This window comes from Colwellia sp. KS18-150 (assembly GCF_057551365.1).
In genome coordinates, this window is the sequence record NZ_BAAJMC010000007.1 from 136,189 (window position 1) to 161,997 (window position 25,809).

Below are 25,809 nucleotides of genomic sequence, written 5' to 3' on the forward strand. Positions count from 1 at the left end.
ATTATTCCTCAACTACCTTATAGCAAGGAACGTATTCACTGCCGGGTAACTTCATACGTTGTTGGCTAACAAAAGAGGCGAGTAGCCTATCCATTAATTTCATTATTTTTTTATCACCAGAAATTTGAAATGGGCCATGTTCTCTTATGGCTTTGATGCCGTTTGATTTAACATTACCCGCTACTATACCAGAAAAAACTCTGCGTAAGTTTGCGGCTAATTCTGCCGTAGAAAGCTCATGGCTTATGTTAAGGGAAGACATGTTCTCATGATTTGGCTCAAAAGGTTTTTGAAAATCATCAGTTATCTCCAATGACCAGTTAAAGTGATAAGCATCCCCTGTTTTTTTTCGGTTAGCTAACACTTTCGCGGTACCTGCTGTTATTTCTTTTGCAACAAGCTCTGCATCATCGATAATGATTTTATAGAGCTGTTGTGCTTTTTCGCCAAGTGTTGCTCCAATAAAGGCATCTATTTCAGTAAAATATTCACTAGCGCTACTAGGGCCTGTTAAAATGATTGGTAAAACCTGGCTTTGATTATTTTCATTGAGTAATATGCCTAAAATATACAATAACTCTTCAGCAGTACCTGCACCACCAGGAAAAATAATCAGACTATGAGAAAGACGAACAAATGCTTCTAATCGTTTTTCAATGTCAGGCATGATCACTAGTTCATTGACAATCGCATTAGGAGGCTCGGCAGCAATGATACTTGGCTCAGTTAAGCCAATATATCTTCCTGATTTATGACGTTGTTTTGCATGGCCAATAGTCGCTCCCTTCATCGGGCCTTTCATAGCGCCGGGACCACAGCCAGTACAAATATTAAAATTACGTAAGCCAAGCTCATACCCTACGGCTTTGGTGTATTTATATTCATTTTGCTTAATAGAATGTCCGCCCCAGCAGGTAACTAAGCGTGGCTCAGTTTCAGGTAAAATGGCGTTAGCATTTCGCAATATACCAAATGTTGAATCTGTAAGCGTATCAGGGACACAGTGCATGTTCTGGTAGCGATTGTTTATAAATAAAATATCACGTAATACGGCTGAAAGGTGTTCTCTAATCCCTCTAATTATTTTGCCATCAACAAACGCATGCTCTGGCGGGTTTTCAAGTTCAATTTTTACTCCGCGCTCTATGCGAAGTACTTGAATATTAAAATCTTCATGCTGCTGATAAATAAATTCTGCATCATCCGAATGGCTACCGGCATTTAAAACAGCGAGTGAACAATTTCGGTATAAATTATAAAGCTCGCTAGTTGATGATTTTTGAAGTTGATCAACCTCTGCTTGAGAGAGGATATTCATTGTACCAACGGGGTTAAGCTGTGTATGCATAACTGCTTCCTTATAGGTTGGTTATTGAGTGAGTCTAGGGTAGGTATATAACTTGATTCTTTCCTTGTGCTTTAGCTTTGTACATGGCCTCATCAGAGCGTTCAAAGGCAATATGAATATTATCATCGGGTTTAATATGAGTGACCCCCATTGATAAGGTAATGCTCACCTTATTATTTTTAAATTTAAAAGGTAATCGTGCTATGTTTTTGTTTAATGTATTTAACTCTTTTACTAATTGCTCTTTTTTAACACCTGAATATATGAGTACAAATTCTTCACCGCCATAACGAGCCACAAAAACATTATCACCAACATTCTTTTGAATGGTGTTAGCAATTACTTGGAGTGTTTTATCGCCGGCAGTGTGTCCGTATGTGTCATTAATACTTTTAAAATCATCAATGTCTGCTACCACTAATGCGAAGTCATAAGGGTTATGGTGAAAGCGCACCATAGCTTTTGTAAAGTAATCATCAAAAGCCGCTCTGTTACTGAGCTTTGTTAATGCATCTTGCATGCTTTTTCTTTGTTGTTCAGCAAGTTTTTCTTCAAACTCATGACTTTGAATTTCTAGTTTTTCTACTTTACTGGCCATTTCTTCTAATTGTGCGGCAAGGTTACTTTGGCTTTGCTGTTCAAACTTAGACTTTTGCTCTAGCGTTGTGGCAATAGTTTGTAGCTTACCATTTATATCTACTCTTACTTGTTCTAAAGACATTGCTTGTTTGACCGTGCTAGTCATATCAAGCAATTGATCTTGTAATTTACTATTTATCTTGTCGTTGGTATCTTGTGATTTTTTACATGTTAATAAGGTTTTTTTAACCGCGCTTTGTACTGTAGTTAATGTGTCACTTAACGTTGTTAAAAATACTTTAGCGCTATCGCGCTCATCTTTTAAGTCGGCAACAATAACATCAAATATTTCAATAAAGTGCTGCAAAACATCATCATTAGATGTTTCAGTAACAAGCTTTTTATTTATTGCTAGTAGCTCTTTGGTGTGCTGGGTCGAGAGTTGTAATTTACTCAAACAAGTTGAAATCTTTTCAATCAATGCGGCATTTACATCTGAGCTATTCGCATTATTTTGAATACCAGTGCTTGCTTTGGCAGGTGACGTGATAGCGCCTAATAAGCCACCTTTAGGAATAGCATCTTTTGATTTTAATGAAAAATCATAAAACTCAATTAATTGAGAAAATAACGGAATATATTGCGTCAGGCTGTCTTTAGTCGACTCAGTATCTTTTAAAAGTATTCGCAATTTTCGGCGTAAATCATCAGGCAAGCCGTTTATTTTTTGCAGGCTTTTGCCAGCATCATTAAATTGCTGGTGAACTTTGGATATATTTTGTTCATTAGTGACGGTGTGACGTTGTAATAGTTTTGATATGTCTGAAATTTTTTCTTCAATATCAGCAATTGGAGCAGATTTAGTCAGTAGCACTCGTAGTTGAGCTAAACGATTGTCTAGCTCTAGGTTTAAGCCTTTGGAAACATGAGATAGTTTATTAATAAACTGGATAAGTAAGCTTGATTGGGCATTAAAGTCTTCTTCAAGCGACGCTCTCGATTCTATTGCTGCATTAAGTTTACTTTTCATTGCTTTCATTTGATCAACAGCAACAGTTTTTGTATTCATATTAAAGGCAAATCCTTATCCAATATCTAATCTGATACTACTATTATTATCATAGTAACCTTCTATGATAATTTACAACATAATCAAGGATATTGTTAGTCAGTTTTGTAAAATAGCTATAATTATTTCGCTTTTGATTTACTTAATTAAGAGGTGCAAGGTACACTGTATACACTTTCACGTATATACAAGTTAGTCATGTAATGTTTTTTGTGTATACCGTTCCAATTTAATTTTACTAAAGGAAGTTTAGTTAAAAATGATGAAAATAGCGCGTTTTATTTTGCCAATATTTAGTATCCTACCAGCTCTTTTTTTTAGTGTGTTAGCAAATGCCCAAACCCCCACTGTTTCTGTGGCTATCGATATTGAGCAACCACAACACCATTATGCAAAAGTAACCCTCACTTATGAAAAATATGCTAAAGAGCAGGCGGTATTTAAATTACCCACTTGGCGTACAGGGCGATATGAAATCTTAAACCTTGCCAACGGTATTCGTGAGTTTTCTGCCGTTGATGGCAAAGGTAATCAGCTAGATTGGCACAAAGTAGATAAAGACAGCTGGCAAGTGAATAATACTCTAGGTAAACATATTAGTATTAGCTATCAGGTTTATGCTAATCAATTAGGTTTACGTACTCGACATATTGACGATAGCCATGCTTTTCTCGATGCTTCTGCCGTTGTGATGTATAGCGATATTACCCGAGCAGATAAACATGTGATTAATTTAACTGTGCCAGAAACCTGGCGGAGTGTCTCTGGCTTAACAGTAGGTGAAAACAGCCATCAATTTATTGCTCAAAATTATGATGTACTAGTGGACTCACCAATCGAGACGGGAATTAATGAACATCACCAGTTTACTGTTGATGGCCTAGAGTATGAATTAGTTATTTGGGGGAAAGGTAATTTTGATAGCCAACAAATAGTAGCTGATCTGAAAGTGTTAGTTCAACAAAGTAAGCATATTTGGGATGATTATCCATTTAAACGTTATGTATTTATGGTACATGCCACCAGTGGTGCAAGAGGGGCAACTGAACATTTAAATTCAACCATTATACAAACATCTCGCTATAAGTTTGCCGATAGAAAAGATTACTTGCGTTTTATTTCTACGGCCGCTCATGAGTTTGTACATACCTGGAATGTGAAGCAGTACCGTCCTAAAGGCTTAGTTCCTTATGATTACCAGCAAGAAAATTATTCAACGTTATTATGGTTAAGTGAAGGATCAACCAGTTATTTGCAAGATCATTTATTATTACGTGGCGAGCTTATGTCTAGTAAAGAGTTTCTAGATAACTTAGCAAAACGTATCACAGGGTATTTGCATAAACCAGGAAGAAAAAGTCAAACGGTAGCTGAAAGTAGTTTCGATAAATGGTCATCTCAAGGTGGAGATTACGATAATAATCATAGCGTTAACATCTATTCTGAAGGTTTTTTAGTTTCTTGGTTATTAGACTTTTCAATCATCGAAAAAACCAACCTTAACAAGAGCTATCGTGATGTGCATAACCTATTATATCAAAACCATAAAATCCCCAAAGATTTTGATGAAGCTGATTTACTGACTATTTTAAAGTCTGTAACTAATGAGGACTACAACCAATGGTGGCAAGAAAACGTCAATGGTTATGCCGATCCTGATTTTGATAAGTTACTTGCTAAAGCTGGTTTAACAATGACATACGGTGACGATGATAAGATAAAGCAGCAAGCGTGGTCGGGTATAAAAACGAAAACTGCTACTAATGGTTTAGAAATCACCGCGGTTGAGAAAAACAGCCCAGCTTGGCAAGCAGGTTTAACGCTAGAAGATGTGATTGTTGCCGTTGATGGTCTACGTATGAAAGATAAAGATTTATCCGTTACCTTGAAAAACCTTAAACCTAAAGACAGAATGAGTGTTACTTTCTTCCGTCGTGATGAGCTGGTAACTCGCATGGTAATCTTAGGTGAAATACCTAAAAACAAGTTGAAAGTTGTGCCATTGAAAAATGCCTCTGATAAACAAAAAGCATTTTTCAAGCAATGGACAGGTATAAACTTCCCAAGTAAGTAATTGAGTTTATTACTTACTTTATTGCCTTAACGTTCTGGTCAAAGGAGCATTACTAATATGTGTGCTCCTAAAAGGGTTTATATCTAACCCCCCACGGCGAGTATATCGAGCAAATACGGTTAACTCTTCTAATTGACAATACTTTTGTAAGTCACAGAAAATTCGTTCAACACATTGTTCGTGAAATTCATTGTGTTGACGAAATGAAATTAAATATTTTAATAAAGCTGAGTGACTAATGGTTTTACCTTTGTAGTCAATATAGACACTTGCCCAATCGGGCTGATTAGTGATTAAGCAATTAGATTTCAATAAATGACTGACTAATCTTTCGTTGAGTACTTCTGCTTGAGAGTCTGAGGATTGTGCCTTATTTAATAACTCCGCAGAGAATTGATAATTATCAATTTCTACCTCTTCATTATCAATACAATGATTATTTGACGTGTCATCATTTATGGCTAAAGCAGGGCAGTTATCAACGTTGAAAAGCGTTACCTTAGCTTCACTACCTGCGATAGCTGATAAATCTTTAATCAACAGTTTGGCCACCACTTCATTGCTAGCAAACTTACTTTGATTAAAGCTATTTAAATACAGCTTGAAAGATTTAGACTCAACAATATTAGGACTGGTACATGGAAAGCGAAATTCAGCAACGGCGACGACAGGCTTACCTTTTGTATTTAACCAAGATAACTCATAACCGTACCAAACATCCTCACCGATAAAAGGTAAGTTATCGTTTGAAAGGGCTAAATCATCTCTATTTAAGCTTCTTGGTACACCTTGGAGTAAATCTGGGTTATATTCACTGCAATATTCGGTAGTTTTTCCAAGGGTAAGTTTACTTAGTGCTTTTGCGTTTTGGTATGTTGCCATGACTATCTTTTGCCAAATAAAATTTTCAGTGGTTATTTTAAAGGATCTTAGTGTTAGATGACATCATCAAATTCTCTTAATGCAGACAATAGTGTCTCAAACAGCTTAAAAGCGTTTATCAATCAATATATAAGTGTTCATCAAAAAAAGCATGGGCACTTGCCGAGCATAGAGCAAGATGAACAGTGGCCCTCGGACTGCGAACAATCTAATACGCTAAAGAATGGCATTGTTCATTGGCAACCTGTAATTGTTGAAGAGCAAAAGCTTAGCTTTGATAATGTTGAATCAGCCCTAACATTAACTTTACACGACGATATAAAAGCTTATTTTACTACGCTATATAGTGAAAGCCTTAATGCAGTGTGTGAAGAAGGAGAGTTATCTTTACTGTTTGCTTGGAATTATGATGACTTCCAACGTCTACAAGAAAACATTATTGGTCATATCTTAATGAAACAAAGATTAAAGCAAGGAGAAACTATTTTCTTTGCCGTTACCGATGAAGAAGATACCATCATTTCTATCGTCAACGATACTGGAGAAGTGTGGGTTGAACGAGTAGGGTGCAACCCTCATAAAAAATTAGCAAATTCAGTTGCTGAATTTATTAGCCAACTTAACCCTGTAGTTTAATAATCAGACGAAAAGTTATTTTTTTTGTTGTGCTATTAACTGGTGTATTAACTGTTTTAATTCGCTAATTTCCTCTTTCATTTGGGCAAGCTCTTCATTGAGTCGTTCGTGTAGCTTCTCAGTTTCCGAACTAGTATTCTCATGTTTAACTGAGCCCGCACTCTTTTCTTTGGGGAGAGCAATTAACTTTGGATCGTGTTGCCAGGATTTTAGCGTTGAAATAATTGTTGGTAAAGGAGCGCTATTCGTTAATTTAGCCTTTATTAACGCAACGGTTGGTTTTTTGCCTTGATTTGCTAATTGATTAGCTAAGATTACTATTTCATCATTAATTGTCATTTTGATTAACTCCTTGCAAAACTAGCTATATTTTAGTGTAAATAACTATCTTTGTCTTCTGTTAATATTTTGATGTATTTTATTTTACTTAAAAATCATAGTGTTAAATGTTTTTTATCTTTTGGTTTATTTTTTGCTACATAAGATTGAAATAAAATTGCTAATTAAAAGAAGCACTCAAAAAAATCGATATGGAGTTACACATGAAAAAAACAATCCTTGCACTAATTATTGCTGCCCCGTTAACGATGGGATTATCAGGCTGTGTTGTTAAGATTAATGATGATGGTGTTGAGCATGGCTTTGGTTCAAGCCAAGAAGACAGAAGTTATAAAAACCGTAAGAAGCTGGATAGCATTCAATTAAGCTCAAGCATTAAAGATATGCAAGATAAACTCGGTGTAGCAGACTTTTCAGAAGTTTATACTGTAAATAATCAGGAAGTTCGTGTTTTATATTACCGCACTCAGCGTAAACATAAAGATGGTTTAACCACCAAAGATGAATGTACTTATTTAGAGTTTGTAAACGGCGAATTAGTACAAACAGGTAACGGCGGTGAATATAAAAAAATAGCCGCTAAGTAAAAACATTTAACAAAAAATATCTATTTTTGCAAAAGCTGGCATAACATCACGTTATGTCAGCTTTTTTGTACATGAGTCTACATATAATTAGACGTTCTACGAACGACTTCTGTTTGACCTACTTTTTAAAAAGCTGCTAAGGTAAGCGATTGTTTATTGACCTATACCGATTTGGAGAGCTAAATGACTGATGCAGTTGCAACAGATAGTAACCTTGATATAAGAGCTACTTACCTCAGTGCTGAAGAGCTTAAGCTAGCGGCATCATTGCTGTTTCAGGCATATCATGACGATCCTGTATTTCTTGAAATCTTTAATAGTGACAAAGACGGATATGAGCAAAGACTTAGAGCCTCGATCAGAGAAGAGTTATCAAGTTTTTGGCAAGCAAAGCAACCTATGGTTGGTTTATATTTAGGTGAATCAATGGTGGGAGTGGCTTGTTTAAATAGCCCTGATGAGAGTGTGACAAGCGACAGGTTCTGGCATTGGCGCCTTAAAATGTTACTCAGTGCCGGCTACTTTAGTACCAAGCAAATGATCGAGAAAGAGAATAAAGTTATTGAAGCTGTGCCATTGAAAAAATTTCATATGCTCTCCTTCATAGCTATTCATCCTTTGCATCAACACCATGGTTTTGGACAATACTTAATGGCAGCCGTTAATACTGTGCTAGAAGAGCATGGTGAAAGCGAAGGGGTTGCTGTTTATGCAACGTCAGGGAAATTTAGACGTTTCTTTGAAGAAGTTAATTATCAATATGTTAAAGACGTCAATGTTGGAAAAGTTTCTGGTGCACTCATGGTTTACTACCGAAATACCGACTCTTAACCTCATTTCAGCTACAGTGCTATCAACAAGAGTCTTATGATTATTCTCATGTTGATAGCTACTATAGAACCTCGAAAAATTCCTTTCTAAATCTAATCCTAAGTTAATTTATTTTTCTTAACAGAATCTAATAATATTCAATTACTTACTTCAACGTTATCAATTTAGTTTCTGTCATTTAAATCGTAAATTTATTGTAACTAACCTGTAATTATTGCGTTGTCTGTGGAGAATATTTAGGCTACATTTTTAACTACTATTTGCAGTTAAGGAAAACAATACTCATGAGCCAAGCTTTCACCTTGCTTAATAATACACGCTCGTTTACTCAACTCTCCCTTGCTTCAATTTTTATCAATTTACTCTCCTTAGCATTGCCTTTTACCATGCTGCAAATCTATGACCGTATATTACCTAACCAAAGTTATGGCACGGCAACTGTACTTGCTATAGGTGTAACCATAGCGATATTTTTAGAAATGTTATTACGCTATGCACGCAGTTGGGTACTTGTTGCTGTGCTGTTATCTACATTGCTTATGTCGTGTGCAAGCTTATCGGTTAATCAGGCTATTGCCGATGCCAATGATCCTGCAGTAGTAAAACTGTTTGAAAAAGAAATTATGGTCATTGCTAAAGCAGCCAGTGAAGATCCAAGCTATCAACGTATTCCACTAGACTCTAAAGAAGATCAAACTTGGTTTACTTCACTCGCTTTTTTATTATGGGATAACAAAACTACGTCAGCAGCTTTTGTCGAAGAAGGTTTAACACGATTCCCTGATCATAAAGAGTCGTTTGAATATATTGCTGAAAAAGTAAAAGCAATACAGTAAGTTATTTATAAAATTGAATATTTCCTTGAAGAAAAATAATAGGACAAAAAAATGAATATTAAAGCAATAATTTTAATGGTTACATCAGTACTCATGTTAAGCGCCTGTGGCACTACCGATGATAGTTTACGTAAAGCAGGTAAGAATGAAGCTTATATTCAAGGCTTTCATGATGGTAGACATAGCGGCATGAGTGAAGGAGGGAATGCATTTGAGCATTATATAAAAGATACCGAGCGATTCGCCGCTGATACTAGCTATCAGTCAGGTTGGTTAGCAGGAGAAATGGAAGGTAAAAAATTACAAGCGCAAGCAACTTCTGTCGGCAATGCTGCAGGTAATGCTTACAGTACTTCTCAAATAACCAAAGAAGTTAATAAAAATAGAGACTTTGATAAGGTGGCGAATGATGCTGTGAAAAATGTCGATACCACTGATTTAAAAAGTTTAGATCAGCAAGATTAACTTAGCCGACTAAATGAATAATATTAAAAAGGACATTTTAGCCAAACGCTCATTAGTTTAACTTCTTAACAAGGATTTATATGAATATTATCAATATCTTTGTTTTATCTACTTTTGCACTTTTTAGTATAAATGTTGCTGCTAAACAGCCACCAACAATAAGCTATGGCAACATTTCGTCAGTGGTTATTACTACACCAGATTCTAAAGTGTTGCAAAACGCTATTATTGGCGGTGTTGTCGGTGGTGTTGTTGGCCATGATTTTTCAGGGGCACTAGGTGGCGCCGCTTATAGTTATGCAATTACTTCGGCACTTGAAGGTGACAGACGCGTTTTTCTATATACGGTCGATGTTAATGGTAAGCCTATAAAAGTGGTGATGGAAGAAGGCGGTTTAAGTGAAGGTCAATGTGTAGCGTTAGAAACGACTAAAAAACATGTTAATTTAAGAAGTGTTTCCACAAGTTTTTGTTTAAACCCACAACACAAAGCGTTAAGTGAGGGAGATGTAATCGCTCAACAACAATCTCAAGCTAAAGCATGCGATAAGGCAAGACATGATGCATTGACGGCGAAAACCGATGATGAAATAGATCATGCTATGACCAAAGTTCGAGTTTTGTGTGAATAATAAGTTTCAAGTATTAAGTAAAGGATTAACAATGAAAGAAATTTACCAAAGTCTGTGTTTAATTGCCGTAATATTTTTTGTAACGAGTTGCTCTGGCACTGTCAGCTCTCTCGATGATGGAGGAGAGGGAAAAGGACATGTGTATATCATTCCTGAAGCGTTAGCTAAAAGGTTGATGTTATCGGCAATGAAATCAGAGTTTAGTACCGGGACAATTGAAACATTATCTGATTCACGGTTAGGTTATCACTCAAGCGTAGATTGGGGCGGAGATACCGACAAAATAGAGCTTGTAGCGATTCCTTCACAAGGGATAAATAAAGCAGGAGATAAAGTTCAAGGTTATGTATTTATGGCTAAACACTCAGGTACCGCTCCTGCTTCAGGTATTCCTACCGTTGAACGCTTAATAGCACATGTTGTTAAAGATGCAGAAAAACTTGGCGTTAGTAGTGCTATCAGTAAGTGATAGATTGCAAGTGATGTCTAAAACTCATTAAAATAAAAAACAATGCTGCCGCCATTTAAGGCACTACCGTAATTTATGTTAATTCCTATACCAATGTTGTCAATCCAGTCGGTCAATTTACGGGTATCAAGTAATACACCAATACCCGCTTCATAAAAGTGATCGGTATCTAAGGCCTTTACAACATCGTCGCTGATATCTGAGCGCTGAAATTTTACATACAATGATTCAGCATGAAACCTTGATTGATTCATACTGTAATGAAGTTTAAGGGTATTGTTTACACGCCAGCCATTGGGTTTTGCATCTTCACTTGATGGCGAGCCAGAAATAGTTTTACCAGCAAAATAGTTCACATCTGTATAAAACTCCCATTTACCCCAATTCTTTTCTGATATGTAAGTAAATCGAACATTAGGTTCAATGAGAAATGCATTGGCTTGGGTATTAAAATAAACTTGATCATACTGTTCTTGAATCGACTGTGATAGTAAGTTATTGAAATTATGTTTATTTTTATAATGCATTAAGTAACTACCCAATCTCAACCTTAGTTTCCATCGCTTAGATAAAGGATAAAAACGGCTATAGCCAATATAACCTGAAAACACAGTATCGATATTATCGTCTGGCACTATATCTGTTTCTTCATACAAACTATGAGAGCTGTCTTGCTTAAAGTAGCCCAGATGTAGAGTGAGAGTATCTGACCACAATTTGTTTTTGTTATCGAAAGTATAAGTGTAAGGGACACTAAAATTGGTTAATTGGTTTCTCAGCTCTACTGATTCTCCCTCAGTGAGATGTTTTAACAAATGTGATTGAGTTGGTTTTAATAGCACTTCAGGATCAAAATTTGCTATGCCTAAACTGATGGTATCACTATCAGTAATGAGCACGGCCGTAGCAAATGCCTCTTCAAACTGTTTTGTTGGGTTATAGGCTAATGCATGAGAAGAGCTTACCAATATTGCAAAAATATAACTTGATATCGATAAATAAAAACAATTTGTTTTCATGATATTAGAATGATTAATGGCTGAACTTGAGGTGTGATACATCATTCTAGCAAATGGTTAAGTAATGAACAAACTAGGTGTTTAGTTGAATTATTATTAACTTTCATTACTAAACCGGCAAAGGTATATGTCAGCAAACTAAAGATAAAATTGTAGTAATTTACATTTGAAAATAATCTAAAACCTTAAAAATCATTCTAGGGTGAAGGAAATTTAGCCAATAAGAAGTGGTATACTCCTTGTTGAAAATATTAACAAATATAGTAGTAACGAATGCCCTCATTAGTCGACTTTTATGCTTTATTAAATGTAGCCTTTAGTGTTACCGCACCTATTTTCTTAATTATTACTTTAGGAGCATGGTTAAATAACAAAAAGATTATTAACCAAGAGTTTATTCAAACCTCTTCTAAACTTATTTTTAATATCGGTTTACCTGTGATGTTATTTACCAGCACAGCGTCATATGATTTTCAAAAACTGGTAAATATTCAACATATTATTATATTACTAGCGACAACACTTATCGTGTTTTTCCTGACAAGTGTAAGTGGTAAGTACATTGTAAAAGCCCCTGAAGATAAAGGTGTTTTTGTTCAGGGAGCTTTTCGAGGTAACTTAATCATTATTGGTTTAGCACTTTGCGCCAATGCCTATGGTGAGCAAGGTGTCGCTATTGCAACGTTACCCATGGCGGTGATTATTATCGTTTATAATTTATTTTCTATTTATACGTTAAACGCCAGTCTACATCACAAGAAGTTCTCTTTAAGAAAGAATCTTGAAGATATTATTAAAAATCCGTTAATCATAGGTATTTGCGCTGGCTTACTTGTTAATGTTGTTAATTTACCCATACCTAATATCATAATGGAAACGAACCTTTACCTTGCTAAAATGACATTACCACTAGCGCTTATTGGTATTGGTGGCTCACTAAACTTTTTACAACTCAGAGAAAATATAAAACCTGCTTTGGTCGCTAGTGTATGGAAAATAATCTTAAGTCCGGTTATCTTAATAGCTTTGATGCTCATTTGGCCAATTGATCCAATCTCCGCTGGTGTACTCTTTTTCTTAGCAGCGTCACCAACGGCAACCGCAAGCTTTATCATGGTAAAAGCGATGAAGGGCAATAGTGACTTAGCGGCTAAAATAATTATAATTTCAACATTATTATCACTTTTTACCGTTACTTTTGGTTTTGCAATGTTAATATCATTTAACTTAATTGCCATAAACTAAGCATATTTAGGATTTACTGATGGAATATACGACGAGAGAGTTAGCAGAAAATAAACGTATCGCCCTAGTAGCACATGATCATATGAAAAGTGAGTTACTTACCTGGGCTAGAGAAAGGTTTGAACTTTTAAAACATCATCATCTATATGCTACCGGTACGACGGGCACATTATTAACTAAAGAGTTGAAGTTACCGGTCACGAGTTTACTTTCTGGCCCAATGGGAGGTGATCAACAGCTTGGCGCTAAGATTGCTGAAGGTCAAATTGATATTTTGATTTTCTTTTGGGATCCTATGAACGCTGCGCCACACGATCCTGATGTAAAGGCGTTACTGAGGTTAGCTGCGGTTTGGAATATTCCGGTTGCTACTAATATTGCCACGGCTGATTTTATACTTGATTCAAGCCATATTAACGAAAGTTATCACGCCCGTATTCCTGACTATCAAGGCTATTTAGCAAAAAGAACGACTTAACATTATAGTGGTCCTTTTTCATTGCTAAGTTAGTTGCCAATAAGCCCATTGATATGGGCCACAACACTTCGACCTAAAGCGCCTAAGTGATAACCTCCTTCAAGTACAGATACTATTCGTCCTTGTGCATGTTCATCTGCGATAGCTTTTATTTCATCAGTCACCCAGCGGTAATCACTTTCGGTTAAGCTAACGTGTGACATATCATCTTCGATATGAGCATCAAAACCGGCAGATATAAAAATCATTTCTGGTTTAAATTTTTGTAATGCTGGTAACCAATTTTCGGTAATAGCTTGGCGAAACTCTTCACCTTTGGTGGTTGCTGCCAATGGTGTATTTATAATGGGTGGCGTATTACTTTCTCTAATATCAAAAGGATAAAAAGGGTATTGATAGCTTGAGCAAAACAAATAACTGCCTTCGTAGTTTTGATCAACTTTAGGAAAGTAATTTTTCACTATGTCTTCTGTACCATTGCCATGATGGACATCAAAATCAACAATAGCGATGCGTTTTAATTGATATTTTTGTTTGGCATAGGCTGCAGCAATGGCAACATTATTGAAAAAACAAAAGCCCATGCCTTTATTATGCTCAGCATGATGACCTGGTGGACGAGTTGCACAAAAAGCACTAGTTAGGGTTTTATCCATCACCAAATCAACACCATCGATAGCGGCGCCAGCAGACAATAAAATAGAGCTTAATGTTTTTGAATTCATTAAAGCATCTTCACCAACAGAAAAATGTTCATCGTCTTCGGTGGGGGCGTTACTAAATACATAGTCGATATAATCTTGAGTATGCGCTAACGATATCAATGAAGGATCTATGGGGTTAGCGTCAAACTGTCGAACGACATAGTCAAGACCACTTCGGATCAGTTGATCTGAAATAGCCGTTAAGCGTTTACCATTTTCAGGATGGTGTTCACCCATGTCATGCTCACCACATTTGTAGTGACCTATTATTCCTACTGTCATGATATTTCTCTTAATTAACTATTGTCTGTGTCTTTTAAATTTAACTGTAGACTAACTTCATCATAGTCTTCGCTTGGTTGACGAACAAAGCCAGATCTTTCAAAAACCTTGAGCATAGAGGCATTATCTCTGCGTACGCAGGCAATTAAACTATCAAGCTTGCGGATTTTTGCAATAGCGATCATTTCACCCAATAAAGTAGTCGCCATTCCTCGACCTCGAAGACTTTCTTTTATCACAAAGGCTACTTCACCAGCATTAATGTTCTCAATATAATAATACCGAGCAACCGCTTGAATTGCTTCACCTAAATAATCTTTACGAGTGAAACATAAGGCTAAATCAACATGTTGATTAACACTCACTAAATTACACGACTTCTCTCGAGTCATTTGTGTTACGTGGTGGTTATATCGCATGATCAAGGTTTCTTTATTGTGTGAATAAAAGAACTCTTGTAACTTACGCTCATCAGCAGGTGCTAGTGGTCTTAGGATATAATTTACATTAGCAAAAGTGAATTTCTTCATTTCTACATTACCTAATTCAGGCACTGAGCTAGGTGAGCTTTCTTGATACTCAGGCACCCAATAATGTTTACGTACGTCGGCGAGTAGTTGTTCACGAAACTTAGGGTGAGCAATGCGAATAAGCTCTAAGGCTCGCTCACGGATACTTTTCCCTTGCAGTGAAGCTATACCAAACTCTGTAACAACATAGGCGACATGACCACGAGAAGTTACGACACCACCACCTTCGGTGATATGGGCCACTATACGAGATATTTTACTGTCTCGAGTGGTGGAGGGTAATGCAATTATCGGTTTGCCTCCTTTACTTAACGAAGAGCCACGAATAAAGTCTACTTGGCCACCGATGCCACTGTAAAATTGATAACCGATAGAGTCAGAAACCACTTGTCCGGTTAAATCAACTTCTATGGCGCTATTTATCGAAACCATGTTGTCATTTTTAGCAATTTTGACTGGCGAGTTTACATGCTCGGATGGATAAAATTCAATATGAGGATTCCCATCAACAAAATCATATAACCTCTGGCTTCCAATACAAAAAGTAACGACCGCTTTACCTTTATGATAAGTTTTTTTGCGGTTATTAATGACGCCCTTTAGCATTAAATCAATAATACCGTCAGAGATCATTTCGCTGTGAATACCTAAATCTTTATGGTTGGCTAAATAACGCAATACCGCTTCAGGAATTTTCCCTATCCCAATTTGTAAAGTAGCGCCATTTTCAATCAGCATTGCGGCATATTGACCTATTTGTTCACTGCGCCTATCAAGCTCTGGTGGTATTACTTGTGGTAGGGTTTGTTCGGCGTTCATCCATGCATCAATTTGATTGATATGGACAAAACTATGGCCATTGGTCCGAGGCATTTTAGGGTTTATTTGTGCAATAACGTATTTTGCAGCTTTTACTGCGGCGGAAACTATATCGACACTAACACCTAAAGAGCAATAACCATATTCATCGGGTGGACTTACCATAATTAGCGCCGCATCTAACGGTAAACTGTTTTCATTAAATAAACGCGGAATATCTGAAATAAAGCACGGAGTATAATCACCACGACCTTCTGCTATAGCCTCTCGAATGTTTTTACCACCGATAAATAAGCTATTTACTTTAAAGAGATCTTTATGCTCAGCTTTTGCCCATTCATTATCTGATAAGGTAAGGATATGAACGGTTTCAATATCGTGTAATTGTTTAGAATTTTTAATCAAATCATCTATTAAGGCATTAGGCACAGCGGCATTAGAGCCGATAAATATTCGGTTGCCAGATTTTAAATAATCTTGCCAATTAATACTGTCTCGTTTTTCATCGTGTCTAGACATTAAAGTTCCTATTGCTGGCTAGTTTGAATAATTTTCCTAATGAAAAGCACATTAACCTCAATTAAATTAAAACACTTTATATATACATTAGCTATTAGCCTTAAGTATGACTTAGCGAACAAAATATTCATTGATCATAGTCAATGGTACAATCTGTTTATTAAAAGATTACCTTCGGATATGTAGTGACTTCAAGTAAAATATTTATCATCGGATTACCACGAACAGCGACAACCAGTGTTTGTGTAGCAACGTTAGCGCTCGGATTTAAAACCGCACACAACGCTTATACTCAACAATGCTTTAGTGAGGCTGAAGTCCTTGCTGATACACCGATATTTTGTGACTATCAACAGCTTGATAAACACTTTCCCAACAGCAAATTTATTTATTTAACGCGTGATGCCGACAAATGGCTACCTTCAATAAAACAATTGCTACAACGCATGATTGTAAATTTACAACGTAGTGATGGCGGCTTTAATCCTCATCTTAAACGTTGTTATCATGAGGTGTTTTCACCATTAACAGCCGAAAATATTAATCAGGATGAATTCTTATTACAGTGCTATCAGCGTCATCAGCAGAGCATTAATCATTACTTTAAAAACCGAGCTAAGGATTTATTGACCATAGATGTCAGTGATGAAAAGAGTTATCAGCAATTATTAGCGTTTTTGGGTATTGAATTGCCGATAGACAATAAAAATAACTTTAAACAAATCAATATCGGCGGCAAAGTTAGAGCTTGGCAAGATATTAATAATGTATTGAAAATTGAATCGACCAAAAAAGGTCGTATTGATAAGGTACTTTATTAATACGGACATCATCTGTAAAATCCACGTTATACATTAAATTAAATGAAATACCTTAAATGTTTGAATTAAAATACGATACTACCCAAGCCTGGACTGATGCGGTACTGGCTGACTTTCCAAGTTTTTTACAAGACCATGCTGCAGCTGAGAAAAAAGCCTCAGGTATGGCAATGGCTATGCTGTCTCATTACCCTGATAAAGCGAAACTTGTTCGCGCCATGACAGATTTAGCCATCGAAGAGCTAATCCACTTTAAGCAAGTGTTAAAGTTATTAGTCGCTCGAGATGTCACCTTAGGACAAGATAAAAAAGATCCTTACATCAATCAGATCAGACAGCTTTTTCGCAATGGTACTAACTTGTTTTTAATGGACAGATTATTGGTAGCTGCTGTTATTGAAGCACGCGGCTATGAAAAATTTTGGTTAGTTTCACAAGCCTTACCTGAAGGTAAAGATAAAGATTTATATGTCGCCATAGCTAAATCAGAAGAAAAGCATAAAAATTTATTCGTTGAATTAGCGTATGAATATTTTGATAAAGCACAAGTTGATGAACGCCTTGAAGAAATCTTAATTGCGGAAGCTGAAATATGTAAAAACTTACCTATTAAAGCGGTGCTGCATTAATTCATATGTTTAACGCCATCTAATGAAAACACGTTTTGATAGCATCACACCGGCACTAATCAGCCGAAGAAAATTGGTGCATGATACTTGTCGCCAGTTTTCACGTAGCCCTAGTAAAGGCAACTTGAAACGATTGAAAGCTTTGTTTCAACATTGTGGTGAAGGGGTATTTATAGAATATGGTTTTCATATGGATTATGGCGATGGAATTTCAGTAGGGGATAGAAGCTTTATAAATGCTAACTGCACGATAATTGATGGCGCTAACTCTACTGAAAATACCATTAATATCGGTAATGATTGTTTAATTGGTCCAAACGTACAATTACTGGCGGTTTCTCATGATTTAAATCCAAAAGCTAGATTAACAAAAGCCAATTTTAGTGAAAATATTAATATTGGTGATAATGTTTGGTTAGGTGGCGGTGTTATTGTACTTGCGGGTGTCACCATCGGTGATAATTGCGTTGTTGGGGCAGGGAGTATTGTTACTAAAAGTATTGACGAAAATGGCTTTTATGCTGGTAATCCGGCAGTGAAAATTCGTGATTTGTAGGGTGTTAAAATATACTAACTTGTAGCAATTTATACCAAAACATAGTTTTATTTTCACACACTAAGAGCGTATCGTTTTTAGTGTATTGTATTTTAAGGAAAAATATATTGGCTTGGTATTTGCTTTTTTAAGCATAGAATTAAGTTCGTATTATGAAACTAACGTATAAAAAGGAAATAAGAATGTCAGTAACTTTAGAAGACAGGCCAACAGAAACAGTTCGTAGTGAAGTCATTGATCAACTGATCATGAATTATAGCCACGGTGAATTGTCTTATGAAGCGTTTGAAAGACGACTGGATCAAGCAATGGAATTGCAATGTAATAAATCATTGGTAGCACTTGCTGAAGACTTACCATTAACCGTAGATAAAGCTTTTGTTGAGAATAAAAAACAAGACTTAGCGCCTAATTTTGTTCAAGGGGAGACAGAAGATCTAGATTATATGGTTAATATCTTTAGTGGTAGCACCCGCGGCGGTGCTTTTAAATTACCAAAAGAATTACGTTATATTAGTATATTTAGTGGTACCGATATTGACTTAACCCACGCCCAGTTTTGCCAAGATATTGTTCGTATTAAAATCTTTAGCTTATTTAGCGGTGACTCCATTTATGTTCCTGAAAACGTCAATGTCATATCCAAAGCATTTTGTATCTTTGGTAGCATAGATAATTCAGTGGCCACTAACGCCTTACCCAACAATGGTGCCCCGACTATTATTATTGAAGGGCTTTCAATCTTTAGTGGTGTTGATATTGAGATCAAACGTAGTGTGAAAGAAAAGTTTGTTGATATGGCGAATAGTTTAAAGAAAATGTTCTCATAAACAGCGTCTTTTCGATGGTTTGCATAGAGACAATAAGAGATTAACGCTATAATTATGCCATTGAAATTTTGTTTACAGGCTAGATTATGCGCTTTCTCTCTCGTCGTTTGGTTATGCCAAACGATTTAAATTATGCAAACTCTTTATTTGGTGGTCGAGCACTGGAGTGGATTGATGAAGAAGCGGCTATTTTTGCGATTTGTCAGTTAGAAACCAATTGTTTAGTAACCAAACATATTGGTGAAATTAGCTTCGAATCAGCTGCAATGCAAGGTGACGTAGTTGAGTTTGGCTTGGCAACCAAAAAGGTAGGCAAAACATCTATTACCGTTACTTGTTTAGTACGAAATAAAGCGACTAAAAAAACCATCTGTTTGGCTGATGATATTGTTTTTGTACAAGTCGATCCCGTCTCTCGTAAACCTATCCCTCATGGTAAAACACTCGATGAGTTAACCAAGCAAACTGAAATAGAAATTAATAAATTGAATGTCTAGCTTTCGTCAATAAGTGCTAATACAGTGGTTGATAAGGTTAAAGCATAGCCATACAATATCAGTATCATTTATCTTAGATTACTCACATGTCCTCAGATCGTTTTGGCACTAGTGCTAATTATAAACAAAAAGAGCAAGGTTATCGTGATCGCGCATTAAAACTTTACCCTTGGGTATGTGGTCGATGTGCACGTGAATTTGTTTACTCAAATATTAAAGAGTTGACGGTACATCATATTGACCATGATCACACCAACAACCCTAACGATGGCAGCAACTGGGAATTATTGTGTATATATTGCCACGATAATGAACATGCTAAGTATACTGAACATGCTAATTATCAGACGGAAGTGAAAGCAGGAGAGAGTAACCAAGATACTGCTACTTACAACCCTTTTGCAGATCTAAAATCTATGCTTAAAAAGTAAGTGTTATAGCAAGTCTCATAATGAAATGTAAACTATCACTCTGTTAGCAAATACTGCTGATAACCTTTAATGCCAAAATAGCGAACTGACTTTTTCATGGTGAGCTTTTTGGCAATTAATGACTCACCACAATAGATTTTTACCACCTGCTTATCGCCGTTAGAGTCAGTTTCATAACAGTGGAGATTGTTATTTCTGAGGTTATCAAACTCGGTTTTCATGATCAGTTTCATTGTTTATTTACAGCTATAAGTTATTGATATCTTTTTGTACCTGATATCCTTCGTCAGTAACTATTTTTTCTAATACTTGTACTCGCTGAGTTAAGTGCTCAACTTGTTGTTTAAGCTCTGTGGTTGCTTCATCACTTTCATTATTATGAGCAAGTGTTTTCGCTTTAAATTCAAGATGCTTTTTATACATTTCAAAAATAATGCCGAAAACCACCGACACAATAACAATGACCATTACCGACGTACTCATAAAAACCCCTTCAAAATATTACTTAATATATTACTAATAAATTAATACCTTAGCATTATTTTATCGCCTAGGCTTGTTGTTTAGCATAGCCTTGATAATACCAAGCAACAATAAATAAACTAACGATAAAAGGTAAACTTGATATAACTACCCAATACCAACCAGCGTTAAATAATACCCAACCAGCCATGAGTGAAGCGAATGCTTGAAAACCGAATAATACAAAATCATTAGTGGCTTGCACCTTATGGCGCTCACAAGCTTCATAACTTTGCGGTAATAACGAAGTTCCCGTTAAAAACAAGAAATTCCAACCAATTCCTAATAGTAGTAATGCCCACCAATAATGAACGACATGTTGTCCTGATAAGGCAATAATTGCGACAATGACATAAACAGAGCAACCAACCATTAACAAGCCTTTAAGGGCGATACGTTTAATTAAGAACGGTGTTATCAACGATGGCAAATACATGGCAGCAATATGGCTTTGAATAACCCATTTTGTATCATTAAGGCTATGCCCTTGCATATGATGCATACTAAGTGGCGTCGCTGTCATTAAATAACTCATTAAAGCAAAGCCGATGGTTGCACTGCAAATAGCAACAATGAAAATAGGCTGTTTAATTATAGTCGATAAAGGTCTAGCAACACCTGAGCTAACTTCCTCTTTACTCTCTGGGTTTTGAAAAAAGCCCATAATAAAAACTGCAATGAGAAGAAATACAGCTAACAGCAGAAATGAGCCAGCATAACCATGGGGTGAGGTTAACCAGTCCTTAGCAACTACAGCAATTTCCGGCCCTAAAAAGGCGGCAAAGACACCACTTAACATGAGTATCGATAAAATTTTCGGGATATCTGCCTTGTTGCTGGTGCTTTCGATAGCTGCAAACCTGAGCTGTTGAGTAAAGGCTCCGCCAATACCTATCATAAAACTTGCGAGGGTAAATAGTTCAAAAGAAGCTATTCTTGCTGACGCCATAGCTATTAAGGATGCGACAATTAGACAAGTTAAACCACTAAAAGCCGCGAATTTCCGGCCTTGTTTTTTTGCTATCATTGCTGCAGGAATAACCCCAGTCGCCACGCCTAAAATCATTAACGTGATAGGTAAGGTTGCTAGTGAAGGAGTCGTGGTCATTTGGCTAGATAGTATGCCGCCAATAAAGACGACTATTGGTGCTGAGCACATAATTAATGGCTGGGCCATAAATAATAGCCAAACATTTTTAGGTAAATTAAACTTACGAGATAATAGGAACGCGCTCAGTATAATTAATACTAAAGTTAATAAAATCATAGTTGGCATTAACTAACCTGATTCCATAGCCAGTATTGTTTTTATATTAAGTGTTTCTTTATATTGAACTAGTGGTTTTTGTTGCTCTATTCTAGCTAATACCGCCATTCTATCTGCCAATTCATTACCTTCGATATTGGCATGTCCTTTAACATGAGAAATTATTAGCTGGCTTTTCAGTGTTTGATACAAAGCAAAACATTCTTTAATTAACTCAATATTTTTGATTTCTTCTCCTTTACCACGTGTCCAGCCCTTCGCTTGCCAACCTTTTGCCCACTTGGTAATACAATCTATAGAGTATTTCGAGTCTGATAAAATTTGAACCTTATCGGCAGATTTAAGCTGTTTTTGTGCTAATTTAAATGACACTAACATGCCATATAGCTCTGCTGTGTTATTAGTGCCGTTAGCATTATATAAACCATAATAAAGTGCTGTTGGGACTCCTTGCTTGTATAATGCTACGCCTGTTCCTGATTTTCCTGGGTTAGGTGAGCATGCACCATCACAATAAATTTGAATATCAGCACTTTCGCCTTGAGGGCTAGCGGTACTTTTCTTGGTTGCAGTTTTTTTGCTGGTCGTTGAGCTTTTGCTGCTTAAAGAGCGTTTCATTAACGCTTTAGTATAGGTTGAAGCATAAGCAGCTTCAGCTTCAGCTTTTGAAGGAAACCCCATAAACTGTGCATCAGAGCGTCCTTGGGTATGGCTTTGCACGTCACTCCACGTTGAAAATACGCCTGTTTTAGCACCTTTCCACACTACATAAAATTTCTTACTCATAACACTCTTTTATTGGTAAAACACACTTAATATTAGCGTTGTTTTTATTGATATTTATGATTGCTATTATTATCAATAATCTTCCCCAAAGCCAGAAAAAAGAGCGATAACAAGGTAATTGTTATCGCTCTTTTGATAGCTTGTTAAATTGTTTGTATTTCAGTTTTAGAAGAAACCTAGCGGGTTAACATCATAGCTTACCAATAAGTTTTTAGTTTGCTGATAATGCTCGAGCGCCATTTTATGTGTTTCACGGCCCACACCTGATTTTTTATAACCACCAAAAGCAGCATGAGCGGGGTACATGTGGTAACAGTTGGTCCATACTCGGCCTGCTTGTATTTTACGCCCCATTCTATAAGCAAGGTTTGTATCTCGTGTCCAGACTCCAGCCCCTAGACCAAATTCAGAATCATTGGCAATTGCTAGTGCTTCCGCTTCATCTTTGAAGGTGGTCATTGAAATTACTGGGCCAAAAATTTCTTCTTGGAATACACGCATGTCATTGGTGCCTTTGAGTAAAGTCGGTTGAATGTAAAAACCTGCACTTATGTCATTAGCAACAGGCTCAACACCACCGCCCATTAGTACTTCAGCACCTTCTGCTTTACCAATATCAATATAAGATAATATTTTCTCGTATTGTTGTTGAGAGGCTTGTGCGCCCACCATAGTTTCTGTATCAAGTGGATTACCACGCTTTATTGCCTTAGTTCGCTCTATCACCATCTCGACAAACTTGGGGTAAGCATCTTCTTGAATTAATAACCTCGAAGGACAAGTACAAACTTCACCTTGGTTGAAATAGGCTAGAATAGCGCCTTCGATACATTTACTTAAATACTCATCTTCCTGTGCAATGACATCATTAAAGAATATATTTGGAGATTTTCCGCCAAGCTCTACGGTTGATGGAATAATGTTTTCTGCCGCACATTTTAGAATATGAGCACCAACAGGGGTTGAGCCTGTAAAGGCAATTTTTGCAATTCGTTTACTGGTAGCGAGAGCTTCACCTGCTTCTTTACCGTAGCCATTTACTATGTTTAATACACCAGCAGGCAGTATGCCTTCAATTAACTCCATCAATACTAGAATGGAGGCAGGAGTTTGCTCTGCAGGTTTAAGTACCACACAGTTTCCCGCGGCTAACGCTGGAGCAAGTTTCCAAGCCGCCATTAAAATAGGGAAGTTCCAAGGAATAATTTGTCCAACCACACCTAGTGGTTCATGAAAATGATAAGAAACAGTGTTCTCATCAATTTCGCCAATGGAGCCTTCTTGTGAGCGTAAACAGCCGGCGAAATATCTAAAGTGATCGACAGCAAGTGGAATATCTGCGGCTAGCGTTTCACGCACAGCTTTACCATTATCCCAAGTTTCGGCAACGGCGAGCATTTCAAGGTTTTGTTCAATAATATCGGCAATTTTTAACAAGGTATTTGAGCGCTCAGTAACCGAGGTGGTTCCCCATGCGTCTTTGGCTTGATGTGCCGCGTCAAGGGCTAAATTTATGTCATCAGCATCTGAACGTGGAATTTGACAGAAAACTCTACCATTTACTGGGCTGACATTATCAAAGTAATTGCCATTTTTTGGCTCTGTCCATTGACCGCCAATGAAGTTTTGATAACGCTCTTTAAAGCTTATAACAGCATTGTCTGAGTTTGGTATTGCATAAATCATAATAATTTCCTTCTTTATTTTACTTTTTTAGTTGTTTTTTTCGCCGGGTGGTTTTACTTTAGTTAGTTATGATTTGTTTAACTATGCTGAAAATTCAAAAAACTTATCTACTAGTTCATATTTTTTAATTAATAAAAAAGATTATGATTTCACCGCTTATAGAAAATAAAAGAAGCTCACCTAGGGTACTTGTTGAAAATAAAGTGACATTCGCAGGGCCTGAATCTGAACTCAGTATTTATGATACTTATGAACAAGCCGAAAAAGTTCAGCTTAAGTCTGATCAATTACTATTTTGCGCCATGGTGACAGGTAAAAAAGTGATGCATAGTGAACAGGAACACTTTGATAGTGAATTTTTACCGCATGAGTCTTTTGTTATGGCACCAGACAGTATGGTTGAGATTGATTTTCCTACCGCTGAGCTCATCAAACCAACAACTTGTTTGGCGATAGAAATTTCTACCGATAGAATTTTACAAGTAGCAAGCAGCTTAAATGAACATGCACCATTAGACCAAGCCTTTGGGCATTGGCACTATAATAATCAATTAGTACATACACACCATAATCAACAAACTCAAGGGTTACTCAATCGTATTGTCCAAATTTACGGTGAAAATCATCAAGATAGAAGTGCGATGATTTCATTAGCGGTTTCTGAGCTCACTATTCGATTATTACGACATCAAACTCGAGATTTTATGCTGTCTTTTTGTCAACGTGAGCCGGATAACAATGGCTTGACGGCAGTGGTTAATTATATCGAGCAACATTTAGGTGAGAGCTTAGATGTGGATGTTTTAGCACGTATCGCCTGTATGGGGCGGACAACATTCTTCAATAGTTTTCGTAACCATTTTGGCTGTAGTCCCGTCGCCTTTCAGCAGCAGTTACGATTAAAGTTAGCAGCAGAGCGCATTAAACAGGGGCAACAAATTACCCAAACTAGTTTTGACTTAGGCTTTAATAATGCTAGCCATTTTAGTCGCTGCTTTAAGCAGTTTTATGGGGTAACGCCGAGACAATATAAAATGAAAAACCTAGTAAACTAATGACTTTGAACTTAATTACTTATATTTTTACATAAAGTTCAGCGCTATAACGACGATCCTTTTTTGCTCTTGATTCAAGGTAGCGTCCTCTATTTAAATTAGTTTCACGTCTATCATTACCTACGCGTCTATCTTCGCCATCCCAACAACTAGCGTTTATATCGTCAATTAAGTTTTGGGTTTTCTCATCAAATTCATCCATTAAGTCATTAACAAGTAATTTACTTTGCTGATATTTATTCTTTTGTTTTTTATCTCTAGCCGTTCTATTGGTTTGTGCAATATGACTGGCATAAGCTAACTCGCTTATATATTTCATATCCTAATCCCTTAATTTTTAACTATTATCATTTAAACTTATTATTATCATCATGTGTTGCTTAATA

At 36.5% G+C, this 25,809-nt stretch carries 30 protein-coding genes; 17 read left to right on the forward strand and 13 right to left on the reverse strand.

Features of this window, described 5'->3' with window-relative positions:
* Position 1 precedes the first annotated feature (1 nt).
* Positions 2–1,348 carry a nucleotide 5'-monophosphate nucleosidase PpnN gene (gene ppnN / locus AC27IF_RS11325; protein ID WP_487054434.1) on the reverse strand — a complete coding sequence of 449 codons (1,347 nt, stop codon included), beginning with the start codon at positions 1,346–1,348 and terminating at the stop codon, positions 2–4.
* Positions 1,349–1,382: 34 nt separating this feature from the next.
* Positions 1,383–2,996, reverse strand: a complete 1,614-nt coding sequence (locus tag AC27IF_RS11330; protein ID WP_487054435.1) for a GGDEF domain-containing protein — start codon at positions 2,994–2,996, stop codon at positions 1,383–1,385.
* Between the two features lie 262 nt (positions 2,997–3,258).
* Between AC27IF_RS11330 and AC27IF_RS11335 the strand changes: the two genes are divergently transcribed.
* Complete coding sequence (locus tag AC27IF_RS11335; RefSeq protein ID WP_487054479.1) at positions 3,259–5,070, forward strand: M61 family metallopeptidase; 1,812 nt, start codon at positions 3,259–3,261, stop codon at positions 5,068–5,070.
* Between the two features lie 18 nt (positions 5,071–5,088).
* Here the strand turns inward: AC27IF_RS11335 and queF are convergent, their stop codons facing one another.
* Entirely contained in the window at positions 5,089–5,952 is an 864-nt protein-coding gene (gene queF / locus AC27IF_RS11340; protein WP_487054436.1) for an NADPH-dependent 7-cyano-7-deazaguanine reductase QueF, read from the reverse strand.
* A 57-nt stretch (positions 5,953–6,009) separates the two neighbouring features.
* Here queF and syd point away from each other — a divergent pair, with 57 nt between their 5' ends.
* Complete coding sequence (syd, locus tag AC27IF_RS11345) at positions 6,010–6,588, forward strand: SecY-interacting protein (protein ID WP_487054437.1); 579 nt, start codon at positions 6,010–6,012, stop codon at positions 6,586–6,588.
* 15 nt (positions 6,589–6,603) lie between these two features.
* Here syd and AC27IF_RS11350 read toward each other — a convergent pair whose 3' ends face one another.
* The gene (locus AC27IF_RS11350; RefSeq protein WP_487054438.1) at positions 6,604–6,927 is read right to left on the reverse strand and encodes a hypothetical protein; all 324 of its coding nucleotides are present in this window, start codon (positions 6,925–6,927) and stop codon (positions 6,604–6,606) included.
* Between the two features lie 203 nt (positions 6,928–7,130).
* On the opposite strand from AC27IF_RS11350, the gene AC27IF_RS11355 reads away from it, so the two are divergent.
* From AC27IF_RS11355 to AC27IF_RS11380, 6 genes are all read left to right on the forward strand, one after another.
* Entirely contained in the window at positions 7,131–7,514 is a 384-nt protein-coding gene (locus AC27IF_RS11355) for a DUF3192 domain-containing protein (RefSeq protein ID WP_487054439.1), read from the forward strand.
* 183 nt (positions 7,515–7,697) lie between these two features.
* Positions 7,698–8,345 carry a GNAT family N-acetyltransferase gene (locus AC27IF_RS11360; RefSeq protein WP_487054440.1) on the forward strand — a complete coding sequence of 216 codons (648 nt, stop codon included), beginning with the start codon at positions 7,698–7,700 and terminating at the stop codon, positions 8,343–8,345.
* A gap of 284 nt (positions 8,346–8,629) precedes the next feature.
* Entirely contained in the window at positions 8,630–9,181 is a 552-nt protein-coding gene (locus AC27IF_RS11365; RefSeq protein WP_487054441.1) for a hypothetical protein, read from the forward strand.
* Positions 9,182–9,232: 51 nt separating this feature from the next.
* Positions 9,233–9,646 carry a hypothetical protein gene (locus AC27IF_RS11370; protein WP_487054442.1) on the forward strand — a complete coding sequence of 138 codons (414 nt, stop codon included), beginning with the start codon at positions 9,233–9,235 and terminating at the stop codon, positions 9,644–9,646.
* 80 nt (positions 9,647–9,726) lie between these two features.
* Positions 9,727–10,278 carry a hypothetical protein gene (locus AC27IF_RS11375; RefSeq protein WP_487054443.1) on the forward strand — a complete coding sequence of 184 codons (552 nt, stop codon included), beginning with the start codon at positions 9,727–9,729 and terminating at the stop codon, positions 10,276–10,278.
* Positions 10,279–10,309: 31 nt separating this feature from the next.
* The gene (locus AC27IF_RS11380; RefSeq protein ID WP_487054444.1) at positions 10,310–10,747 is read left to right on the forward strand and encodes a hypothetical protein; all 438 of its coding nucleotides are present in this window, start codon (positions 10,310–10,312) and stop codon (positions 10,745–10,747) included.
* 17 nt (positions 10,748–10,764) lie between these two features.
* Here the strand turns inward: AC27IF_RS11380 and AC27IF_RS11385 are convergent, their stop codons facing one another.
* Positions 10,765–11,766 carry a Solitary outer membrane autotransporter beta-barrel domain gene (locus AC27IF_RS11385; RefSeq protein WP_487054445.1) on the reverse strand — a complete coding sequence of 334 codons (1,002 nt, stop codon included), beginning with the start codon at positions 11,764–11,766 and terminating at the stop codon, positions 10,765–10,767.
* 273 nt (positions 11,767–12,039) lie between these two features.
* Here AC27IF_RS11385 and AC27IF_RS11390 point away from each other — a divergent pair, with 273 nt between their 5' ends.
* Positions 12,040–13,011, forward strand: a complete 972-nt coding sequence (locus tag AC27IF_RS11390; protein ID WP_487054446.1) for an AEC family transporter — start codon at positions 12,040–12,042, stop codon at positions 13,009–13,011.
* 19 nt (positions 13,012–13,030) lie between these two features.
* A complete protein-coding gene (locus AC27IF_RS11395) occupies positions 13,031–13,489 on the forward strand; it encodes a methylglyoxal synthase (protein WP_487054447.1) in 459 nt (152 codons plus the stop codon).
* Positions 13,490–13,518: 29 nt separating this feature from the next.
* Here AC27IF_RS11395 and AC27IF_RS11400 read toward each other — a convergent pair whose 3' ends face one another.
* Positions 13,519–14,475 (reverse strand): histone deacetylase family protein, encoded by a 957-nt coding sequence (locus tag AC27IF_RS11400; protein ID WP_487054448.1) that lies wholly within the window; start codon positions 14,473–14,475, stop codon positions 13,519–13,521.
* A gap of 14 nt (positions 14,476–14,489) precedes the next feature.
* On the reverse strand, positions 14,490–16,343 hold the full coding sequence (locus AC27IF_RS11405; protein WP_487054449.1) for a GNAT family N-acetyltransferase: 1,854 nt from the start codon (positions 16,341–16,343) through the stop codon (positions 14,490–14,492).
* Positions 16,344–16,528: 185 nt separating this feature from the next.
* On the opposite strand from AC27IF_RS11405, the gene AC27IF_RS11410 reads away from it, so the two are divergent.
* The 6 genes from AC27IF_RS11410 to AC27IF_RS11435 all read left to right on the forward strand — a co-directional run bounded on the left by AC27IF_RS11410 (position 16,529) and on the right by AC27IF_RS11435 (position 20,107).
* Complete coding sequence (locus tag AC27IF_RS11410) at positions 16,529–17,164, forward strand: sulfotransferase family protein (protein WP_487054450.1); 636 nt, start codon at positions 16,529–16,531, stop codon at positions 17,162–17,164.
* Positions 17,165–17,220: 56 nt separating this feature from the next.
* Positions 17,221–17,793 (forward strand): tRNA-(ms[2]io[6]A)-hydroxylase, encoded by a 573-nt coding sequence (locus AC27IF_RS11415; RefSeq protein WP_487054451.1) that lies wholly within the window; start codon positions 17,221–17,223, stop codon positions 17,791–17,793.
* 22 nt (positions 17,794–17,815) lie between these two features.
* Positions 17,816–18,349 (forward strand): sugar O-acetyltransferase, encoded by a 534-nt coding sequence (locus AC27IF_RS11420; protein WP_487054452.1) that lies wholly within the window; start codon positions 17,816–17,818, stop codon positions 18,347–18,349.
* 182 nt (positions 18,350–18,531) lie between these two features.
* Positions 18,532–19,179 (forward strand): DUF1707 and DUF2154 domain-containing protein, encoded by a 648-nt coding sequence (locus AC27IF_RS11425; RefSeq protein WP_487054453.1) that lies wholly within the window; start codon positions 18,532–18,534, stop codon positions 19,177–19,179.
* Between the two features lie 86 nt (positions 19,180–19,265).
* Positions 19,266–19,676: an acyl-CoA thioesterase gene (locus AC27IF_RS11430; RefSeq protein ID WP_487054454.1), complete on the forward strand. Its 411-nt coding sequence runs from the start codon at positions 19,266–19,268 to the stop codon at positions 19,674–19,676.
* A gap of 86 nt (positions 19,677–19,762) precedes the next feature.
* Entirely contained in the window at positions 19,763–20,107 is a 345-nt protein-coding gene (locus AC27IF_RS11435) for a YajD family HNH nuclease (protein ID WP_487054455.1), read from the forward strand.
* A gap of 35 nt (positions 20,108–20,142) precedes the next feature.
* Here the strand turns inward: AC27IF_RS11435 and AC27IF_RS11440 are convergent, their stop codons facing one another.
* The 5 genes from AC27IF_RS11440 to exaC all read right to left on the reverse strand — a co-directional run bounded on the left by AC27IF_RS11440 (position 20,143) and on the right by exaC (position 24,368).
* Positions 20,143–20,328 (reverse strand): hypothetical protein, encoded by a 186-nt coding sequence (locus tag AC27IF_RS11440; protein ID WP_487054456.1) that lies wholly within the window; start codon positions 20,326–20,328, stop codon positions 20,143–20,145.
* A gap of 25 nt (positions 20,329–20,353) precedes the next feature.
* Complete coding sequence (locus AC27IF_RS11445; protein WP_487054457.1) at positions 20,354–20,590, reverse strand: hypothetical protein; 237 nt, start codon at positions 20,588–20,590, stop codon at positions 20,354–20,356.
* 67 nt (positions 20,591–20,657) lie between these two features.
* Positions 20,658–21,806, reverse strand: coding sequence for an MFS transporter (locus AC27IF_RS11450; RefSeq protein ID WP_487054458.1), 1,149 nt, complete (start codon positions 21,804–21,806; stop codon positions 20,658–20,660).
* A gap of 102 nt (positions 21,807–21,908) precedes the next feature.
* Positions 21,909–22,682 (reverse strand): ribonuclease H family protein, encoded by a 774-nt coding sequence (locus AC27IF_RS11455; protein WP_487054459.1) that lies wholly within the window; start codon positions 22,680–22,682, stop codon positions 21,909–21,911.
* A gap of 165 nt (positions 22,683–22,847) precedes the next feature.
* On the reverse strand, positions 22,848–24,368 hold the full coding sequence (exaC, locus tag AC27IF_RS11460; protein ID WP_487054460.1) for an acetaldehyde dehydrogenase ExaC: 1,521 nt from the start codon (positions 24,366–24,368) through the stop codon (positions 22,848–22,850).
* 143 nt (positions 24,369–24,511) lie between these two features.
* On the opposite strand from exaC, the gene AC27IF_RS11465 reads away from it, so the two are divergent.
* Positions 24,512–25,423 carry a helix-turn-helix domain-containing protein gene (locus AC27IF_RS11465; protein WP_487054461.1) on the forward strand — a complete coding sequence of 304 codons (912 nt, stop codon included), beginning with the start codon at positions 24,512–24,514 and terminating at the stop codon, positions 25,421–25,423.
* A gap of 19 nt (positions 25,424–25,442) precedes the next feature.
* Here the strand turns inward: AC27IF_RS11465 and AC27IF_RS11470 are convergent, their stop codons facing one another.
* Positions 25,443–25,742 carry a hypothetical protein gene (locus AC27IF_RS11470; protein WP_487054462.1) on the reverse strand — a complete coding sequence of 100 codons (300 nt, stop codon included), beginning with the start codon at positions 25,740–25,742 and terminating at the stop codon, positions 25,443–25,445.
* Between the last annotated feature and the right edge of the window lie 67 nt (positions 25,743–25,809).

Bases quoted from the DNA above. Each gene is read 5' to 3' on its own strand.
- ppnN (WP_487054434.1), bottom strand. From the start codon at position 1,348: ATGCATACACAGCTTAACCCCGTTGGTACAATGAATATCCTCTCTCAA.
- AC27IF_RS11330 (WP_487054435.1), bottom strand. From the start codon at position 2,996: ATGAATACAAAAACTGTTGCTGTTGATCAAATGAAAGCAATGAAAAGT.
- AC27IF_RS11335 (WP_487054479.1), top strand. From the start codon at position 3,259: ATGAAAATAGCGCGTTTTATTTTGCCAATATTTAGTATCCTACCAGCT.
- queF (WP_487054436.1), bottom strand. From the start codon at position 5,952: ATGGCAACATACCAAAACGCAAAAGCACTAAGTAAACTTACCCTTGGA.
- syd (WP_487054437.1), top strand. From the start codon at position 6,010: ATGACATCATCAAATTCTCTTAATGCAGACAATAGTGTCTCAAACAGC.
- AC27IF_RS11350 (WP_487054438.1), bottom strand. From the start codon at position 6,927: ATGACAATTAATGATGAAATAGTAATCTTAGCTAATCAATTAGCAAAT.
- AC27IF_RS11355 (WP_487054439.1), top strand. From the start codon at position 7,131: ATGAAAAAAACAATCCTTGCACTAATTATTGCTGCCCCGTTAACGATG.
- AC27IF_RS11360 (WP_487054440.1), top strand. From the start codon at position 7,698: ATGACTGATGCAGTTGCAACAGATAGTAACCTTGATATAAGAGCTACT.
- AC27IF_RS11365 (WP_487054441.1), top strand. From the start codon at position 8,630: ATGAGCCAAGCTTTCACCTTGCTTAATAATACACGCTCGTTTACTCAA.
- AC27IF_RS11370 (WP_487054442.1), top strand. From the start codon at position 9,233: ATGAATATTAAAGCAATAATTTTAATGGTTACATCAGTACTCATGTTA.
- AC27IF_RS11375 (WP_487054443.1), top strand. From the start codon at position 9,727: ATGAATATTATCAATATCTTTGTTTTATCTACTTTTGCACTTTTTAGT.
- AC27IF_RS11380 (WP_487054444.1), top strand. From the start codon at position 10,310: ATGAAAGAAATTTACCAAAGTCTGTGTTTAATTGCCGTAATATTTTTT.
- AC27IF_RS11385 (WP_487054445.1), bottom strand. From the start codon at position 11,766: ATGAAAACAAATTGTTTTTATTTATCGATATCAAGTTATATTTTTGCA.
- AC27IF_RS11390 (WP_487054446.1), top strand. From the start codon at position 12,040: ATGCCCTCATTAGTCGACTTTTATGCTTTATTAAATGTAGCCTTTAGT.
- AC27IF_RS11395 (WP_487054447.1), top strand. From the start codon at position 13,031: ATGGAATATACGACGAGAGAGTTAGCAGAAAATAAACGTATCGCCCTA.
- AC27IF_RS11400 (WP_487054448.1), bottom strand. From the start codon at position 14,475: ATGACAGTAGGAATAATAGGTCACTACAAATGTGGTGAGCATGACATG.
- AC27IF_RS11405 (WP_487054449.1), bottom strand. From the start codon at position 16,343: ATGTCTAGACACGATGAAAAACGAGACAGTATTAATTGGCAAGATTAT.
- AC27IF_RS11415 (WP_487054451.1), top strand. From the start codon at position 17,221: ATGTTTGAATTAAAATACGATACTACCCAAGCCTGGACTGATGCGGTA.
- AC27IF_RS11420 (WP_487054452.1), top strand. From the start codon at position 17,816: ATGAAAACACGTTTTGATAGCATCACACCGGCACTAATCAGCCGAAGA.
- AC27IF_RS11425 (WP_487054453.1), top strand. From the start codon at position 18,532: ATGTCAGTAACTTTAGAAGACAGGCCAACAGAAACAGTTCGTAGTGAA.
- AC27IF_RS11430 (WP_487054454.1), top strand. From the start codon at position 19,266: ATGCGCTTTCTCTCTCGTCGTTTGGTTATGCCAAACGATTTAAATTAT.
- AC27IF_RS11435 (WP_487054455.1), top strand. From the start codon at position 19,763: ATGTCCTCAGATCGTTTTGGCACTAGTGCTAATTATAAACAAAAAGAG.
- AC27IF_RS11440 (WP_487054456.1), bottom strand. From the start codon at position 20,328: ATGAAAACCGAGTTTGATAACCTCAGAAATAACAATCTCCACTGTTAT.
- AC27IF_RS11445 (WP_487054457.1), bottom strand. From the start codon at position 20,590: ATGAGTACGTCGGTAATGGTCATTGTTATTGTGTCGGTGGTTTTCGGC.
- AC27IF_RS11450 (WP_487054458.1), bottom strand. From the start codon at position 21,806: ATGGCCCAGCCATTAATTATGTGCTCAGCACCAATAGTCGTCTTTATT.
- AC27IF_RS11455 (WP_487054459.1), bottom strand. From the start codon at position 22,682: ATGAGTAAGAAATTTTATGTAGTGTGGAAAGGTGCTAAAACAGGCGTA.
- exaC (WP_487054460.1), bottom strand. From the start codon at position 24,368: ATGATTTATGCAATACCAAACTCAGACAATGCTGTTATAAGCTTTAAA.
- AC27IF_RS11465 (WP_487054461.1), top strand. From the start codon at position 24,512: ATGATTTCACCGCTTATAGAAAATAAAAGAAGCTCACCTAGGGTACTT.
- AC27IF_RS11470 (WP_487054462.1), bottom strand. From the start codon at position 25,742: ATGAAATATATAAGCGAGTTAGCTTATGCCAGTCATATTGCACAAACC.